The organism is Pseudomonas sp. (genome assembly GCF_048265905.1).
Classification (GTDB): domain Bacteria; phylum Pseudomonadota; class Gammaproteobacteria; order Pseudomonadales; family Pseudomonadaceae; genus Aquipseudomonas.
This window is the reverse complement of the sequence record NZ_JBLXAP010000002.1, coordinates 440,323-454,933: the sequence shown is the minus strand read 5'-3', so window position 1 is coordinate 454,933 and position 14,611 is coordinate 440,323. Positions and strand designations below refer to the sequence as shown.

Annotated in this window: 12 protein-coding genes; 9 read left to right on the top strand and 3 right to left on the bottom strand. The window is 56.2% G+C overall.

Annotated elements, in window-relative coordinates; all coding sequences use genetic code 11:
* Positions 1-90: 90 nt before the first annotated feature.
* Complete coding sequence (gene ggt, locus ACN0UH_RS05285) at positions 91-1,785, top strand: gamma-glutamyltransferase (RefSeq protein WP_417661059.1); 1,695 nt, start codon at positions 91-93, stop codon at positions 1,783-1,785.
* A 158-nt stretch (positions 1,786-1,943) separates the two neighbouring features.
* On the opposite strand, the gene ACN0UH_RS05280 is transcribed toward ggt, so the two are convergent.
* The 3 genes from ACN0UH_RS05280 to ACN0UH_RS05270 form a co-directional block, all read right to left on the bottom strand.
* A complete protein-coding gene (locus ACN0UH_RS05280) occupies positions 1,944-3,221 on the bottom strand; it encodes a TRAP transporter large permease (RefSeq protein ID WP_417661115.1) in 1,278 nt (425 codons plus the stop codon).
* A 16-nt stretch (positions 3,222-3,237) separates the two neighbouring features.
* Positions 3,238-3,774: a TRAP transporter small permease gene (locus tag ACN0UH_RS05275; protein ID WP_417661058.1), complete on the bottom strand. Its 537-nt coding sequence runs from the start codon at positions 3,772-3,774 to the stop codon at positions 3,238-3,240.
* A 145-nt stretch (positions 3,775-3,919) separates the two neighbouring features.
* A complete protein-coding gene (locus ACN0UH_RS05270) occupies positions 3,920-5,320 on the bottom strand; it encodes a PLP-dependent aminotransferase family protein (RefSeq protein ID WP_417661057.1) in 1,401 nt (466 codons plus the stop codon).
* Positions 5,321-5,592: 272 nt separating this feature from the next.
* Here ACN0UH_RS05270 and doeA point away from each other — a divergent pair, with 272 nt between their 5' ends.
* The 8 genes from doeA (at position 5,593) to ACN0UH_RS05230 (ending at position 14,611) form a co-directional block, all read left to right on the top strand.
* The gene (gene doeA / locus ACN0UH_RS05265) at positions 5,593-6,780 is read left to right on the top strand and encodes an ectoine hydrolase DoeA (protein WP_417661056.1); all 1,188 of its coding nucleotides are present in this window, start codon (positions 5,593-5,595) and stop codon (positions 6,778-6,780) included.
* A gap of 16 nt (positions 6,781-6,796) precedes the next feature.
* Positions 6,797-7,849 (top strand): N(2)-acetyl-L-2,4-diaminobutanoate deacetylase DoeB, encoded by a 1,053-nt coding sequence (gene doeB, locus ACN0UH_RS05260; RefSeq protein WP_417661114.1) that lies wholly within the window; start codon positions 6,797-6,799, stop codon positions 7,847-7,849.
* 39 nt (positions 7,850-7,888) lie between these two features.
* The gene (locus ACN0UH_RS05255; RefSeq protein ID WP_417661055.1) at positions 7,889-8,914 is read left to right on the top strand and encodes a DctP family TRAP transporter solute-binding subunit; all 1,026 of its coding nucleotides are present in this window, start codon (positions 7,889-7,891) and stop codon (positions 8,912-8,914) included.
* Between the two features lie 112 nt (positions 8,915-9,026).
* The gene (locus tag ACN0UH_RS05250) at positions 9,027-9,503 is read left to right on the top strand and encodes an Lrp/AsnC family transcriptional regulator (protein ID WP_417661054.1); all 477 of its coding nucleotides are present in this window, start codon (positions 9,027-9,029) and stop codon (positions 9,501-9,503) included.
* A gap of 186 nt (positions 9,504-9,689) precedes the next feature.
* Entirely contained in the window at positions 9,690-11,162 is a 1,473-nt protein-coding gene (locus tag ACN0UH_RS05245; protein WP_417661053.1) for an NAD-dependent succinate-semialdehyde dehydrogenase, read from the top strand.
* Between the two features lie 47 nt (positions 11,163-11,209).
* The gene (locus tag ACN0UH_RS05240) at positions 11,210-12,616 is read left to right on the top strand and encodes an aspartate aminotransferase family protein (protein WP_087518621.1); all 1,407 of its coding nucleotides are present in this window, start codon (positions 11,210-11,212) and stop codon (positions 12,614-12,616) included.
* A gap of 68 nt (positions 12,617-12,684) precedes the next feature.
* Positions 12,685-13,680: a hydroxyectoine utilization dehydratase EutB gene (gene eutB, locus ACN0UH_RS05235; RefSeq protein WP_417661052.1), complete on the top strand. Its 996-nt coding sequence runs from the start codon at positions 12,685-12,687 to the stop codon at positions 13,678-13,680.
* The gene (locus ACN0UH_RS05230) at positions 13,667-14,611 is read left to right on the top strand and encodes a cyclodeaminase (RefSeq protein WP_417661051.1); all 945 of its coding nucleotides are present in this window, start codon (positions 13,667-13,669) and stop codon (positions 14,609-14,611) included. The genes eutB and ACN0UH_RS05230 overlap by 14 nt, the downstream gene beginning before the upstream one ends.

Below are 14,611 nucleotides of genomic sequence, written 5' to 3'. Positions count from 1 at the left end.
CTTGTCGCCCTGCCCCGTAACGGCTGATCACAGGCAATGATGCCTGGGACACCAGTCAGACCTTCGCTGCGACAACAACCGACGGTTACCATGACTCGACAGCTTTTTCTCTGCGCACTACTCCTCCTAAGCACTTTCAACCTGCAAGCAGCCTCCCGCCCCGGACAGGCTGCAGTCGCCAGCGCGCACCCCGCAGCGACGGTTGCTGGCGAAGAAACCCTGGCCCATGGCGGCAATGCATTTGATGCAGCAGTCGCGGTTAGTGCTGCGCTCGCAGTGGTCGAACCCTATAGCTCTGGCTTAGGCGGCGGTGGTTTCTTTCTGTTGCGCCAAGCCGGTGAACAACCTACTTACCGCTTTATCGATGCCCGCGAACGCGCACCGCTCGCCGCGCATTCAGATTTGTATCGGCGCGACGGAAAAATCCAGCCTGAGCTTTCCCTCAATGGTCCGCTAGCGGCTGCAATCCCCGGCTTGCCTGCAGCGCTGGTCGAGCTTGCTCAACGCTATGGCCGCCTCCCTCTGAAAGACTCGCTGTTGCCAGCTATTCGCTTGGCGCGCGACGGTGTTTCATATGACCGGGTTTATCGCGAACGAGCCCGCTGGCGCCTAGCGGCAATGCGTGACGACCCAGAAACAGCGCGAATTTTCCTGCACAACGGTGAGGTTCCAAGCGAGTTTGGCTTGCTCCGCCAGCCTGATTTAGTACGCACGCTCGAACGTATTGCCCGTTACGGCAAAGCTGGCTTCTACAGCGGCGACACCGCTGACAAATTGGTTAATGGCGTACGTAAAGCTGGCGGTATCTGGACCCTGCGTGACCTGAGTGAATACAAGGTGGTCGAGCGTACCCCACTACGCTTCCAATTAGCCGATGGCCGTGAACTGATTACTGCGCCACCGCCGTCCGCCGGAGGCATTGCTATCGCCCAGAGCCTGGCAATGCTGCAACAGTTGCCGTGGCAAAAAGCCGAGCAGGTACAACGCACACACTATGTTGTCGAAGCACTGCGTCGTGCTTACCGTGACCGTGGCCTGATTGGCGATCCTGACTTTGTCCACAACCCGGCCCCACAATTGCTCGACCGCAGCTATCTGAAAAAACTAGCTGAAGGTATTGATCCACAACGCGCCACACCAAGCGCTAGCCTACCTCCGGCTGGTAAGTTGCATGAAGGCAATCACACCACCCACTTCACGGTGCTCGATGCAGATGGCAATGCCGTGTCCGCCACACTGTCGATCAACCTGCCCTTTGGTGCAGCATTCGTTGCCCCCGGAACCGGGGTGCTGCTCAACGATGAAATGGACGACTTTGCCGCTGACATTGACGGCTCAAACGCCTACGGCTTAACCGGCAGCCGCGCCAATGCAGTAGATGCAGGCAAGCGCCCCCTGTCGAGTATGAGCCCGACCTTTATCGAAAGCCGTGACGACTTCGCTAGCTTCGGTACACCGGGCGGCAGCCGTATTCCGAGCATGGTGTTGTTATCGATCATGCAGTATCTGGACGGCCAACCAATCGCGACCTGGCCGAGCGTGGCGCGCTACCATCATCAGTATTTGCCTGACGTAATTGAGCACGAACCGAATACGTTTAGCGCCAAACAAATCGCTGAACTACAGGCTCGCGGCTATCAATTGAAAGCGCTAGACCGCCAGTATGGCAATCAACAAGTATTGTTTTGGCACAAGCAAAGTAATTTGGTTGAAGCAGCCAGCGACCCCCGCGGCATTGGCACCGCGCAAGTGATCAAAAAGGTGGTAGACGCCAGGCCCGAATAACGCTGACGCCCAAGCGGTATATGACCGAACTTGTAGGGTGGGTGACGCTTTTTCACCCACCATTTGCGGCGTAAAAAACTGCGCGGGCTGCCTCGTGAGCCTTGGTGGACAAGCTTCGCGTTGTCGCACCCTACGGGAGTGTTTCCACCAGCGGCTGCCTAGCGGAATGCCAAGTCGCGCAAGAACAGGGTGATCGGCGGGAACATGATCAGCAGTACCGACATCAGCAACAGAATCGCGAAGAACGGCAGGCTGCCCCGAATAACTTCAAAGTAAGGCCGTCTGAACACCGCAATGGCCGTGAAGATATCGCAGCCGAAAGGCGGCGTCGCCGAACCAATAGCCGCTTGCAAGGTGACGATAGTCCCTACCAGCACCGGGTCGAGACCCGAGAGGCGCACCGCCGGGGCAAAGATTGGTACCAAGATCAGCATGACCACAATTGGGTCAACAAACATACAGCCGATGAAGAAGGCGACAGAGATAATCACCAGCAACTCTGTCGGTGACGCGCTCATGATGCCGATGCCGCTGAGAATCTGCTGGGGGATCTGAGCAAATGAGATCACCCAGGAAAACGCCGACCCAGCGGCCACCAGAATAAATACAACCGCAGTAATCAGGCCTGTAGACAGGGCAATCGATGACAGTTCACTGAGCTTGACTCGCCGAAAAATCAGCACCTCGAGAATCAGCGCATAGAGCACCGACACCGCTGCGGCCTCCGTCGGGCTAAAAACCCCGGTGTAGATGCCGCCGATGGTCAATACCGGCAACAGCAAGGGCAATATTGCGCGGCGGCAGGTGACCAATCGCTGCCTCCAGCTAAATTTCTCACCCGATGGAATCCCGGTGATACGCGCATAAATGTAGCAATAGCCGCAGAGCAGGCACATCAACAACAAACCGGGGCCAATACCGGCGATAAACAACTCTGCAACCGAGGTGCCCGAAACCACGCCGTAAATGATCATGCCGATGCTGGGTGGAATCAGCAACGCAATATCCGAGGCGTTGATGATCAGGGCCATGGCAAAGCTATCTTTGTAGCCTTGCTGCAACATCTTGGGGCGCATGATGCTGCCAACCCCGACCACTGTCGCCTGAGTTGAACCCGACAACGCGCCAAACAGAGCACAACTCAAAGCCGTGGTGACCGCCATCCCACCGCGCACATGCCCAACAAATGCCATAGCCACATCGAGCAGACGGTTCGCCGTTGCGCCGCGCGTGATGATGTCTGCCGCCAGGATAAACATCGGCACTGCCACCAATGCCGCTGGACGTATACCGGCAATCATCTGCTGCACGATAAACTCTGGGCCCATGGTGAAAAACAAGGTAAAGCCTGCCGCCGAAGCAGCCAGCAAAGTAGTCATCATCGGGAAACCGCAAAGCAGCAACACCAGCATGATAATTAACAGCGTGGTCGTCATATCCATGGGTGCGGGCTCAGTGTTGCGAAGGGACGGTGGCGTCGACGTGCCGCTCTGGAGCCTCACGGCGCCCAAGCAGAACCTGCAGTTGAACATAGGCGTGGCGTGCAAACTGCAGCCCAGTCATGCCCAACCCCAAAGGAATCACCAGATAAATGTAATGCAGCGGCACTTGTAGCGCCGATGATGAGCGACCTACTCGCGCAGCGGATTCGACATAGCCCACCGAGGCCCAGGTCAACCACAGCATTAAGCCAGCGGTGCATGTATTGATGATTAACAGGGCTGCTGCGGCAGGTTTGCCGGTGAGTTGCTCAACTAATGCGCTCATGCTGATATGTCGGCTATGACGCGCGGCATAGCTACAACCAACGAACGTGACGAAGATGAGCAGAAACTGATTGAGCTCTTCGGAAAAGTAGATGCTCTGGTTGAACAAATAACGTCCAATCACGTTACCGACCGAATTCAGCGCCATGAGCAAAATGCCGCTCGCGAGGATGAAGGCTTCAAGCTTCTCCAGCATCCAGTCCAACTTGCGCAGCCAAGTCATAGCTACCTCCGGTCCGGCTCTTGTGAGCGAACTCTTTCTTGTTGTGGAGGCCAAACCTTATCGCCGACAAAAAACCATGTCAATTAATTATTTGAATCATTACAAATACCCATAAATCGGGCGCTTGTAATGATTATGCTCTGTTTTAGAACACGAAATGCATCGGCGGCGGCGTTTCAAGCACCAGCCCATTCAGGATGGTCAGCCCCGTTTCTATCCGAGAGCGACTCTGCTCGGCCCCAAGACTGATACGGATGTGTTGATTACTGCGGTCTACAGCAGCGAGAAAGGGTTCAGCTGGAAAAATCATTACACCTTCCTGCCGGGCACGCCGTGCAAACTTCTCTGGCGACCAATGCCCCGGTAGCTCAGCCCAGATGTGCATGCCATTGGGGTCGGCCTTGAACTCACAGGCCGTCAAGTGCTCGCGGGCCATGGCCTGGCGCACAGCAAACTCCTGCTGCTGGAAACTCACCATACGATCGAGCGTGCCATCCTGCATCCACCAACTGGCAATTTCGAAGGGCATCAGGGTCGCCATCCAGGTCGTGCTGCGCAGCCGCCCGATCGCTTGCTGGACCATATTGGGCGGAGTCACCAGGTAACCGGCGCGCATACCAGGCAGGGAAATCTTGGTTAGGCTGGTCGCATAGAAACTGCGCTCAGGAATGAATGCGGACAACGGCGGATGACGATCGGGCTGCAGCGCGCCGTAGACATCGTCTTCAACAACCTGGAGGTCGTACTTTCGCGCCAGATCTGCAATGGCCTGACGCCGCTCAAGCCCCATGGTGTCGGTGGTTGGATTGTTCATCGTCGGCGTACAGAACAGCACGCGCGCGCCACCCTGCTTGCAGGCGGCCTCCAACGCATCAGGCAAAAGCCCCTGATCATCAGTCGCCAGCCCCTTGAGCTTGAAGTGCAGGGTCTGCGCCAATGCCATGAGCAACATGCCGGTTTCATGCTCACAGAGCACGGTATCGCCGGGCTTGAGCAGCGTTGACATGGCAATAGTCAGGGCGTGAGCTGCACCATTGCAGAACAACATATTGTCCGGGTTAACCGGTAATTTTTGCTGCGCCAGCCAGCCACAGACCACCTCGCGGTGCAGGGTCAAGCCCTGAGTCGGATGGAATGAAGTGATGAAGTCATCTCGCCCCTCACGCGCGACGCGTTCGAGGCTTTCGCGATAAAGCTTGACGTGGCGCTGGGTGCACACCGGATGTGCGGTGGAGAGGTCGATGCCACGACTCGGGTCGTCATGCTCATCGGTCGAAAGGTAATCCGATTCGTGACTGATATGCCGGCTGCGAACAAAGGTGCCGCTGCCCACCAAGGCATAAACCGCACCCTGTTTTTCTGCATGGGCATAGGCATTGCTTACGGTCTGCACGCTGACGCCGAGCGTATCGGCCAGTTCGCGGTGAGTAGGCAACTTGCTACCTGGGACCAACACTCCGGTGTTGATTGCCTCAGTGAGCGCATTACCGATGGCCAGGTATTTAGGCTGACCGGGGCGCATAAATGGTGCCAAGTCAATTGTCATAGGTCAATAAATTCCTTGACGATGATTGTAATGGTCATGATATTGATCTCCAAACGTATTGACCTGCATTTGTCATGCTTACTTTAGCAGGCTTCAGTACAATTTCTCCACTGAGTGCTCATCCGTATAAAAACGATTGAGCACGCCGCGGGGGCTCCATCGAATGACTCTCAGCGGTTTATCGATGGCGCGCAGCACAGGTGTCCGTCAAGCACTGCCAACGGACTGATTGAGTTCTGAACGTTTTTGACGTTCGTTATCGAGATGCTGTCATGAGTGAAATTGCGTTGAATTTCAGCCGTGCAGAGTATGCCCAGCGTCTGACCAAGGTGCGCGCCGCCATGGTCGCAAAAGGGATCAATACTCTAATTGTTCACGATCCATCAAACATGGCTTGGCTGACTGGCTATGACGGCTGGTCGTTTTACACCCCGCAGTGTGTAGTGGTTGGCGAACACGGCGAGCCATTGTGGTTCGGTCGCGGCATCGACGCCAATGGTGCGCGGCGCACGGTTTATCTGGCCGAAGAGAACATCACGTCATACAGCGACAATTATGTGATGAATCCGCCGCATCACGCACTCGATTATCTGTGCGAGCAAGTGCTGCCCGCTCGCGGCTGGATCAGCGGCATGATCGGCGTGGAAATGGACAACTATTACTACAGCGCCACCGCTCATCAGGCACTGCAGCGCGGCCTGGCAAAGGCGCAACTGGTCGACAGCACAGGACTGGTCAACTGGTGCCGGGCAATCAAGTCAGATCAAGAAATCGAATACATGAGTGTGGCCGCGCGCATTGTTGAAAACATGCACCGTGCCATTCTCGAGATGATCGAACCCGGCTTGCCGAAAAACATCCTGGTGGGTGAAATCTACCGCGTTGCCTGCACCGGCCACGACGGTAAATTCGGCGATTATCCGGCAATCGTGCCGATGCTGCCGTCAGGCAAAGATGCTTCAGCGCCGCACCTGACCTGGGACGACCGCCCGTTTATCAAGGGCGAAGGCACATTCTTTGAGATCGCCGGTTGCCACAAACGCTACCACTGCCCGTTGTCACGCACGGTTTACCTGGGCGAACCCTCGGCAGCATTTCGCAAGGCTGAAGAAGCTATCAATGCTGGGCTAGAAGCCGGCCTTGCGGTGGCTAAACCAGGCAATACCTGCGGCGACATCGCTCGCGAACTAAACAGCACCCTGCGCCGTTACGGTTATGACCGTGGCGACAACCGCTGCGGTTACCCAATCGGCCTGAGCTATCCGCCAGACTGGGGCGAGCGCACCATGAGCTTGCGTGAAAGCGACACCACGGTCTTGCAACCCGGCATGACCTTTCACTTTATGCCCGGCCTGTGGCTGGACGACTGGGGCCTGGAAACCACCGAAAGCATTCTGATTAGCGAAACAGGTGCTGACACCTTTTGCGATTATTCGCGCCAACTGTTTGTGAAGCCCTAACATGAGTATTGCAGCAATGAATATTTCAGCTGATGCCGAGCAGCGGTCTGTCAGCGGTGCTGGACAGGTCGCGGCAAGCACCATCAGCGCAACCGTGGATTTTGATCGTGACGGCGTACAGCACGGCTTTCTCAAGCTGCCCTACTCCCACGACTTGTCTGCATGGGGCTGCATCATGATCCCAATCACCGTGGTGAAAAATGGTGACGGTCCGACCGCGCTGATGACAGGTGGTAACCACGGTGATGAATATGAGGGCATCACCGCCTTACTCAAGTTGGCCAGCGAGCTGCGTGCAGATGAAGTTAAAGGTCGAGTGATCATCGTTCCGGCGATGAACTACCCAGCCGTACAAAGCGCTAGTCGTACCTCACCGATCGACAAAGGCAATATGAATCGCGCGTTTCCCGGCAATCCCCACGGCAGCATGACGGAGCGGATTGCTGACTACTTTCAACGCACCTTAATACCGCTCTGCGACTACGCGCTGGATATCCATTCCGGCGGCAAGACGCTGGATATTTTGCCGTTCTCGGCAGCTCACCGTCTGCAAGATCCGCAGCAAGAGGCCAAATGTATTGAAGGAGCTAAAGTCTTCGGTACAGCGGCCAGCATGATCTTGTTTGAGCTTGATGCCGCCTCGTTGTACGACACCGCGGTCGAATCGCAGGGCAAGGTATTCGTCACCACGGAATTGGGAGGCGGGGGTACCAGCACGCCAAAAACCATGGCGCTGGCAGACCGTGGCGTACGTAACTTTCTCAAATTCGCAGGCATCACCGAAGGCCAACTTGAACCTGCGGACGAGCCGCTGATGTTATTGGATATGCCCGACGCAAGCTGCTACGTACAGAGCCTGCATCGCGGCATTCTCGAGCTTAATTTAAGCATCGGCGATCGGGTTAAAAACGGTGATTTGATCGCTCGCGTACACAGCTTTGAACGCACCGGTACTCCAGCAGTTGAATACCGCGCCGAGCGTGATGGCTTGCTCGTTGCAAGACGCTTTCCGGCGTTGGTCGACATAGGCGATACCCTCGCAGTAATAGCCGACATAGTGGATAACTGACACAACCCTGCATACAAAAAAATAAATGGAGAACTAACCATGAGAAATTTCAGCACACTGAAGAAGGTAGCCTTAGCTACTGCAATGGGCTTAGTTTTAGCGGGTCAGGCAGCAGCAGAAGAATGGAAGTTCGCACTCGAAGAAATCAGTGGCAGCGTGCAAGACGCTTATGCGCAAAAATTCAAACAACTGGTCGAAGAAAAAAGCGACGGCAAAATCACCGTCACAGTTTATCCCTACGGCTCACTTGGCGAGTCGGAAGACCTGACTGAATTGGTTGCCAACGGCGTCATTCAATTCACCCATGGCTCAACCGGAATTCTAGGCTCGACCGCTCCATCCATGCAGGTGTTCTCTGTGCCTTACCTGTTGTCACAAGACAACCAGGTAAACCTCAAGGTACTCACCGAAAGCCCGACCATCTACGGCCCAATGGCTGACAAACTGAAGACGCGCAACCTGCGGCTTCTAAGCATGTATCCGGAAGGTGAAATGGTCTGGACCACCAACAAGGAAATCCACAAGCCTGCAGATTTCGAAAACGTCAAAATGCGCGTCATGGCCTCACCGATGCTGGTTGAAGCCTACAAAGCCTTCGGCGCCGTACCGACCCCACTGCCTTACTCCGAAGTCTATGGCGCACTGCAGCTGAAGATGGTCGACGGTCAGGAAAACCCAATCTTCGCCATTGAAGAGATGAAATTCTACGAGGTCAACGATGTGCTGACTTGGTCGGGCCAGCAGCAGTTCACCGTAGCCGTATTATCGGGTGAATCCTGGTATCAGGGCCTGCCTGCCGACGAGCAAAAGATTATCGATGAAACCATAACCGAGCTCGGTCCGTACATCTTCGATAAGCAAGAGGAATACAGCAAAACCCGCCTGGCAAAAATCAAAAAGGCCAAGCCGGACATCAAAATCGTACACCTGACTCCAGCCGAGAAAGATGTCTTCCGCAAAGCCAGCCTGCCACTGCGTGAAAAACTGGTCGATCTGGCCGGCCCAGATGCCGGTGCAGCGCTTAAAGCGCTGGAAAAAGAAATTGCTGATCTAGAAAAACAGTAAGCACAAGCCCTCCAGGGAGCCTCTGAAAAGCATCAGGGGCTCCCCCGCTGGCAAGACCTCTCGCCAGCTTTGTTACATCAGGTGCGCAGGTGCTCTGCGCCGGAGCAGAAGTATGCGTCTGGACAGTTACGACCTGAAGATTCTGCAAATCCTGCAGAACAATGGCCGCATCACCAAATCCAGTTTGGCCGAAGCGATCAACCTGTCGATAAGCCCTTGCTGGGAACGGGTCAAGCGCCTTGAAGAAGCAGGGATTATTCGTGGCTATGGCGCCCACCTAAACCCCGAAGTGCTGATCAAGCGAGCTCCGGTTATGGTTGAAATCAGCCTCAAACAACACAACCGCGAAGCCTTCCAACGTTTTGAGCGCGCCATCAACGAATGCGCCGAAGTCACTGAGTGCTACGCCACCGGCGGCGGTATCGACTACATCATCAAAGTTATTGCCCGCGATATCGACCAGTACCAGCGCCTGATTGACCGCTGGTTAATGGCCGATTTAGGCATTGAACGCTACTTCACCTACATCGTTACCAAAACCATCAAGCACTGCGAGCCACCACTGGAAATCAACGGCGATCTTGCCTGAGACGCTGGTCACAATCATGGCGCTGAGCCTACCCAAAAAAACACCACCTTAAGTGCCCGCAAAACAAAAAAACCTTGGAAAGAACCCACACGAAGAGAAAAAAACGACAGCCAATCCCTCCTAAAGTGGAAGCCATAAACAGCACCATGCTCGCGCCAACGCGGGCCAGTAGAGAGGATGCACTGCATGCACAATTTCGAAGACCCACGCTTGATACGCCAGCTGGCTTATATCAATGGCAAATGGACCGCAGGCAGCTCCGGTCGCGATGAAGCGGTGATCAACCCCGCGACCGAAGAAATCATTGGTCGCTGCACTCAGCTCGACGAGCCGCAAGTGGTGCAGGCCATTGCGGCCGCCAATGATGCATTTCCAGCCTGGCGGGCGATGTCACTTGAAACCCGTGGCGAGATCCTCAAGAAATGGCACGACCTGTTACTCGAGCACAAACAAGACCTGGCCCGGCTTATGACCCTCGAGCAAGGCAAGCCATTGTTCGAAGCGCTGGGCGAGATCGACTATGCGGCCTCATTTATTACCTGGTTCGCAGAAGAGGCACGCCGCAGTTATGGCGAAACCATTCCGAGCCATATCAACAACGCGCAACTCGGCAGCGTCCGCGAGCCCATCGGCGTCGCCGCACTGATCACGCCCTGGAATTTTCCCTGCGCGATGATCACTCGCAAAGCTGCAGCGGCGTTGGCCGCAGGTTGCACCGTAGTGATTAAGCCCGCAGGGGAAACACCCTTTTCGGCACTGGCCTTGGCCGAACTGGCTGAGCGTGCAGGTTTCCCGGCGGGTGTATTCAACGTCATCGTCGGCGAGCCAGAAATGGTTTCTAAGGTGCTCTGTGCCAGCGACAAGGTTAAAGCCTTGTCATTCACCGGTTCGACCCGCGTTGGCCGCTTGCTGCTGGAACAATCTGCAGCAACGGTGAAAAAGTGCTCTATGGAGCTCGGCGGAAATGCACCCTTTATCGTCTTGCCCGACATGGATGTGGAGCAGGCTGCGCAGGCGGCTATCGATGCAAAATTCCAGACCACTGGCCAGGATTGTCTCGCGGCTAACCGGATATTCGTACACCGCTCGCTGTACCAGCCATTCCTTGAAAGCTTCGCCCGGCGCATGGGCGAACTGACGCTAGGTAACGGCCTGGTGCGAGGCGTTAATCAGGGCCCGTTGATTAACCAAAAAGCCGTCAGCAAAGCCCAAGAGTTGGTCGACGATGCTCTGGCCAAAGGCGCACGCCTGCTGGCTGGCGAACAGGACCAGACGCCGGGCCGCAACTTCTTTGTACCCACTCTGCTGGCTGACGTAACCGCTGAAATGCGCGTGTACCGTGAAGAGAATTTTGCCCCTATCGCAGGCGTGCTGCCCTGGGACGACATCGAGCAATTGATCACCCAGGCCAACGACACCGAGTACGGCCTGGCCGCCTATGTATACGGCTACGACATCCGCCAGATCTGGCGACTGTTGCGCGCTTTGGAGTTCGGCATGGTCAGCGTCAACTCGGTGAAGATGACCGGCCCACCGGTGCCATTCGGCGGCGTCAAGCAGTCAGGGCTGGGCCGCGAAGGTTCGAGCCACGGCCTGGATGAATACACCCAGATCAAATACTACTGCCTGGGTAACTTGCCCAGTGTCAGCGGTTCCTAATTGCGTTCGGTCAATTGAGCGCCAACCTATCAACCAAGGACATAATTATGACCCTCGACACCCAGAAAATCATCGAGATTGATCGCCAGAACGTCTTCCACGCCTCGACTCATCTCAAGCAGCATGCCCATGGTGAAAGTCCGGCGCGCATCATCACCGGCGCCCAAGGCATTCGTATTCAGGACTCGCTTGGCAACGAGTTTATCGACGGCTTTGCCGGTCTGTATTGCGTGAACATTGGCTATGGACGCACTGAAATGGCTGAAGCCATTTACGAGCAGGCCAAGCAGTTGGCGTATTACCACACCTACGTTGGCCACACGACCGAAGGCATGGCACAGTTGTCGGAGCGCATCGTCAAACTCGCCGGTCAAGGCATGAGCAAAGTCTATTACGGCATGTCCGGTTCCGATGCCAACGAAACCCAGCTCAAACTGGTCTGGTACTACAACAATATCCTCGGTCGAAAAGACAAAAAGAAAGTTATCTCCCGGGATCGTGGTTATCACGGTTCGAGCATCGCGTCAGGTTCGATGACTGGCCTGCCGGTCTTCCACGCCCACTTCGACCTGCCGCTTGAGCGCATCAAGCATACAGTCGCGCCGGTTTACTATCGCCGCGAAGATGACGCAATGAGCGAGCAGGAGTTCTCGGTTTACTGCGCGCAAAAACTTGAAGAAATGATCCTCGCTGAAGGCCCAGACACCGTAGCGGCTATGATCGGCGAACCGGTACTCGGCACCGGCGGTATCGTGCCACCGCCAAAGGGCTACTGGACTGAAATCCGTAAGGTGCTGGATAAGTACGACATTCTGCTGATTGCCGACGAAGTGGTCTGTGGTTTTGGCCGTCTGGGTGTGGATTTCGGTTCGCAGTACTACGAAATGAAGCCCGACCTGATCACCGTAGCCAAGGGCCTGACCTCTGCTTACCAGCCACTTTCCGGGGTGATAGTCGGCGAACGCGTATGGCAAGTGCTTGAACAAGGCACAGATACCTACGGCGCCATCGGCCACGGCTACACCTACTCAGGCCACCCGATGGGGATCGCCTCGGCAATCGCCAATCTGAACATTATCGACCGTGAAAACCTCACCGGTAATGCCCGCGATACCGGCGCTTATTTGCAACAGCGCATGCAGCAAACCTTCGGCGATCACCCGTTGGTCGGTGAGACGCGGGGCATTGGCCTGCTGGCTGCGCTGGAGTTCTCCAGTGACCGCAGCAAGCGCCAGCACTTTGACCCGAACTTAAAGGTCGGCGCACAGATTTCCGCAGCCTGTCTGGAAGAAGGCCTGATCGCCCGTGCCATGCCGCACGGCGATATTCTGGGCTTCGCCCCGCCGCTGATTGTCAGCCGTGACGAAGTGGATGACATCGTCGCTCGCGCGGAACGTGCGGTGAACAAAGTCACCGACAAGTTGATCAGCAGCGGTGCCTGGCAAGCCAAGTAACACCCGCCAGCTAACCCGGCCGGACGCCTTCAGCCTCCGGCCTTTTAATTGTTGGGACGGGAAATAACATGCACACCGAACTAACCCTGAAAGACATTTACCTCGCGCAGCAACGAATTGCCGGGCTGGCTGAATACACACCTTTGCTGCGCAGCGAATCGCTTTCCCATCGCTGGGATTGCGATGTCTGGCTCAAACTCGACAACCTACAACCCACCGGCGCGTTCAAGCTGCGCGGTGCAGTCAACGCATTGCTTGGTCTGGATGACGCCCAGCGTGAACGCGGCGTAGTGACCATGTCGACCGGCAATTTTGGTCGCGCCTTAGCTTACGCCGGGAAACACCTGGCGATTGCCGTGACGGTATGCATCTCTAAGCTGGTGCCGGACAACAAGGTTGCCGCCTTACGCGAAAGTGGTGCGCAGGTGGTGATTGTCGGTGACACTCAAGATGACGCCGACATCGAAGCGCGGCGCCTGCAACAAGAACAAGGCTTGGCCTACATTTCCCCGTTTGATGACCCCTTAGTCATCGCCGGCCAAGGCACTTGCGGGCTAGAGATCATGGAACAACAACCGCAGATCGACACGGTCTTCGCTGGGCTTTCCGGCGGCGGCTTGATCGCCGGGATTGGTCTGGCCGTCAAGTCGATCAACCCGCATGCCGAAGTGATTGGCGTAAGCATGAATCAAGGCGCGGCAATGCTTGAGAGCCTGGCCGCTGGCAAGCCGGTGCAAGTTCAGGAAGTGGCCTCGCTGGCAGACAGCCTGGGCGGCGGCATCGGTCTTGAAAATGCGTGGACCTTCGCCATGACGCAACGCTATATGGACCGTGGCTTTCGGGTCGACGAAGAACAAATTGCTCGCGCCATGTTGCACCTGTTCAACCATGAGCGCCTGGTTGTTGAAGGTGCGGCGGCGGTCGGCATCGCGGCAGTTGAACAGCACAAAATAGACCTGCGCGGTCGGCAGGTGGCGCTGGTGATCAGCGGCCAGAATCTATCCAACAACACCTTTGCCCAAGCCTGCCAACTGGCTGGAGAGGCCAACTATGCACATCTATAACCGTGAGCAGATTAGCGAGGTGGTCAAGCTCGACCCAGCCGCACTAGAGGCCGTGGAAGCAGGCTTTGCTGCGCTTGGCCGTGGCGAAGTTGAAATGCCGCCGATTCTCAGCATGAATATTGCCGAAAGCAACGGCGAGGTCGACGTCAAAACCGCGCATATTCGCGGTTGGCCACGCTTCGCGATCAAGATTAGTCCCGGCTTTTTCGACAACCCCAGCCTCGGCCTACCCAGCCTCAACGGCTTGATGCTATTGTTCTCTGCCAAGACCGGGCTGGTCGATGCGGTGCTGTTTGATGAAGGCTACCTGACCGATATTCGTACTGCTCTGGCCGGCGCGATTGCCGCCAAGCATTTGTCGCGCAGCAATTCACAACGGGTTGCGGTAATCGGCGCGGGCTTACAGGCCGAACTGCAAGTTGCGGCTCTGCTACTGGTGCGTGATATCCGCGAGGTGCATGTGTACACCCGTGACCGCAGCAAGGCGCAAGCGTATGCGGCGCGCATGCAGGAGCAATACGCTCTTAGCGTGAGCATCCATGACAGCGCTGCCAGTGCCTGCGCACAGGCTGACATCGTGGTCACAACCACACCCGCGCGGGAGCCAGTTTTGAACTGGGCTGATCTGCCCAAAGGTGTTCACGTCACAGCCATGGGCTCGGACAACCCACATAAAAATGAATTGCACCCGACCATTCTGGCCAGCGCCGATGTGTTGGTGGTTGACCGTCTCAGCCAGTCTCGTGCGCTCGGCGAACTGCATCACGCGCCTGCATTGCAGCGCGAAGTATTTGAGCTCGGCAACTTGATCAGCAATCAGCAAAATGTGCGCAGCAGTGACCGACAAATCACGGTGTGCGATCTGACCGGCACCGGCGTGCAAGACACGGCCATCGCCAACTATGCAGCACGCCTGCTCGAAGGTGCTTGA

Bases quoted from the DNA above. Each gene is read 5' to 3' on its own strand.
- eutB (WP_417661052.1), top strand. From the start codon at position 12,685: ATGCACACCGAACTAACCCTGAAAGACATTTACCTCGCGCAGCAACGA.
- ACN0UH_RS05230 (WP_417661051.1), top strand. From the start codon at position 13,667: ATGCACATCTATAACCGTGAGCAGATTAGCGAGGTGGTCAAGCTCGAC.
- doeA (WP_417661056.1), top strand. From the start codon at position 5,593: ATGAGTGAAATTGCGTTGAATTTCAGCCGTGCAGAGTATGCCCAGCGT.
- ACN0UH_RS05255 (WP_417661055.1), top strand. From the start codon at position 7,889: ATGAGAAATTTCAGCACACTGAAGAAGGTAGCCTTAGCTACTGCAATG.
- ACN0UH_RS05250 (WP_417661054.1), top strand. From the start codon at position 9,027: ATGCGTCTGGACAGTTACGACCTGAAGATTCTGCAAATCCTGCAGAAC.
- ACN0UH_RS05275 (WP_417661058.1), bottom strand. From the start codon at position 3,774: ATGACTTGGCTGCGCAAGTTGGACTGGATGCTGGAGAAGCTTGAAGCC.
- ggt (WP_417661059.1), top strand. From the start codon at position 91: ATGACTCGACAGCTTTTTCTCTGCGCACTACTCCTCCTAAGCACTTTC.
- ACN0UH_RS05240 (WP_087518621.1), top strand. From the start codon at position 11,210: ATGACCCTCGACACCCAGAAAATCATCGAGATTGATCGCCAGAACGTC.
- ACN0UH_RS05245 (WP_417661053.1), top strand. From the start codon at position 9,690: ATGCACAATTTCGAAGACCCACGCTTGATACGCCAGCTGGCTTATATC.
- ACN0UH_RS05280 (WP_417661115.1), bottom strand. From the start codon at position 3,221: ATGACGACCACGCTGTTAATTATCATGCTGGTGTTGCTGCTTTGCGGT.
- ACN0UH_RS05270 (WP_417661057.1), bottom strand. From the start codon at position 5,320: ATGACAATTGACTTGGCACCATTTATGCGCCCCGGTCAGCCTAAATAC.
- doeB (WP_417661114.1), top strand. From the start codon at position 6,797: ATGAATATTTCAGCTGATGCCGAGCAGCGGTCTGTCAGCGGTGCTGGA.